Below are 2,121 nucleotides of genomic sequence, written 5' to 3' on the forward strand. Positions count from 1 at the left end.
CACAACAGTGTCCTTATATCGACACTACAGAAAGGAGAAGCAATGAGGAAGTTTTTTAAAATCTTAATTTCAGTGGTGATCACACTGTATTTTTCAGCTACCATGTTCTACTGCTTTGTGGCAGGAACACCGGATGACGGAAAAGGGGCAGTGATCTATATGATGTCAGCAGCAGGCCTGTCGATACTGTTTCCGACTTTTACCTGCGGCTGCATTCATTACATCCTTTATCTCAGAAAAAAAATGGATGAAAGGAGCAAATGATCAGGATTTATGGTATGATAACAATAAATATCTGGCAGGGTATGTCGTTTCAGAAAATGGTTATCTGATAACGGCAGAAACGCATCAGATGGCTGTGCTGTGATGCAGCCGTTACGTATTATAATAGAAAGAAAGCCTGCAGCTGTGCGTAAGACGCTTATATGATCATTTGCGGAGGATTTTATGGGGAATATTCTGGATTATCTTGACTGGAGAGGAGATCTTACCTTTGAGCAGTCACCCTTTAATGAAGTTGACAATCTGATACTGGCGTGTTTTTCCTATCTTGATCTGGATGAGATGGCAGAAGTAAAAAACGGAAATACTCTTTCTGTAGAAGAACTCTTTGCGGCTTTTTCCAGACAGGAAATGAAGAAGGATCTGAAAGCAGAAAGTGCATTTCTGCAGAATACACCGGTGCTCCTTGAAAAAATGGCCTGTGCGGAGAGATTCCGGAAATGTACAGTAGGGGGCTTTGTCAATGAAATCATTTCCAGTCAGGCTCAGCAGTTTGCGGCAGTGACTATAGGACTGGATGATGGAACCACATATATTTCATTTCGTGGAACCGATGATACCATTGTGGGATGGAAGGAGGATTTTAACTTAAGCAACGGAGTTGTTCCTTCGCACAGAAAAGCGTTGGAATATCTGGAAACGCATGGAACTTATATACAGTCCATGCTGCGGATCGGCGGTCATTCCAAAGGAGGAAATCTGGCTATGTATGCAGCGATGCAGTGCAGTGACATCCTGCAGGAAAAGCTTCTTTCTGTCTATGATAATGATGGCCCGGGTTTTCCAGAAGGATTTTTCAGTCCCGGAAGAGTGGAAAGCGTTTTGCCAAAAGTCACCCGTATCATTCCCGAGGCATCTGTGATCGGTATGCTGCTCAGCCATCAGAAAGATCCGCGGATCGTAGCCAGTACACAGAAGGGAATCCTGCAGCATGATGCTTTTACCTGGGAGGTAATGGGGTCATCCTTTATAGAGAAAGAAAGTTTGACAAGAAGAGCTGCGGCGTCAAATCGAAGTCTTCATAAATGGATCGACCATATGGATAAAAAGCAGAGAGAGCATCTCATCGGGGAACTCTTTTCTGTGTTGGAAGCAACCGGAGCAGATACCATTTCCCAAATCCAGGAAGGTGGTCTGAAAAGTCTGGCTGCCATGGTGCGCCAGCTGGATAAACTGGAACCACAGTCAAAAGCTATGGTGCAGGAACTGATCACCGGACTTTTTGGCAGCTGGCTGGAATTGCTTCCTCTGCCGGAACTTGACAAAAAGCGTTTTCTGCCATAACATAGGAGTTACTCTGATAAAAATTGGAAAAAACGGAAAGGGGACATCAGAAAATGAACGAAAAAGTCGTAAATGCGGCCCTTCTTGGTCTCGGAACAGTAGGAACCGGTGTATATAAAGTGATCAAAAGCCAGGAGCAGGAAATGACAGCCAAGCTTGGATGCCAGGTAAAGATCACAAAGATCCTGGTGCGTAACCTTGAGAAAGCGTCCGGGAAGGTAGACGATCCTTCTGTTCTTACAACAGACTGGGCAGATATTGAGGGAGATCCTTCCATTGATATTGTGATCGAGCTGATCGGCGGGATCGAGCCGGCACGTACTTATATCCTTGCAGCACTGAAAGCCGGCAAGAACGTTGTAACTGCAAACAAGGATCTGATCGCAGTCCACGGAAAAGAGATCCTGGAAACTGCCAGGGCAGCGCAGAAGGATTTTCTGTTTGAGGCAGCAGTTGCCGGAGGAATCCCGATCATCAGCCCGTTGAAGAACAGTCTTGAGGCCAACCATGTAACGGAAGTTATGGGAATCGTAAACGGAACTACGAACTTTATCC

3 protein-coding genes are annotated in these 2,121 nt (G+C 45.4%); all 3 read left to right on the forward strand.

Annotated features, from left to right (window positions below):
• Positions 1–42 precede the first annotated feature (42 nt).
• A complete protein-coding gene (locus AB5026_RS18855; RefSeq protein WP_118752577.1) occupies positions 43–264 on the forward strand; it encodes a hypothetical protein in 222 nt (73 codons plus the stop codon).
• A gap of 183 nt (positions 265–447) precedes the next feature.
• Positions 448–1,566 carry an Mbeg1-like protein gene (locus AB5026_RS18860; protein WP_059085364.1) on the forward strand — a complete coding sequence of 373 codons (1,119 nt, stop codon included), beginning with the start codon at positions 448–450 and terminating at the stop codon, positions 1,564–1,566.
• Positions 1,567–1,619: 53 nt separating this feature from the next.
• A partial coding sequence (locus tag AB5026_RS18865; protein WP_368214144.1) for a homoserine dehydrogenase occupies positions 1,620–2,121 on the forward strand: 502 nt, incomplete at its 3' end.

The sequence above is a fragment of the Blautia sp. RTP21359st1_E11_RTP21359_211015 genome (assembly GCF_040910705.1).
GTDB classification, from domain to species: Bacteria; Bacillota; Clostridia; order Lachnospirales; family Lachnospiraceae; genus Blautia_A; species Blautia_A fusiformis.

Coding starts and splice junctions, on each gene's coding strand:
- AB5026_RS18860 (WP_059085364.1), top strand. CDS start 448: ATGGGGAATATTCTGGATTATCTTGACTGGAGAGGAGATCTTACCTTT.
- AB5026_RS18855 (WP_118752577.1), top strand. CDS start 43: ATGAGGAAGTTTTTTAAAATCTTAATTTCAGTGGTGATCACACTGTAT.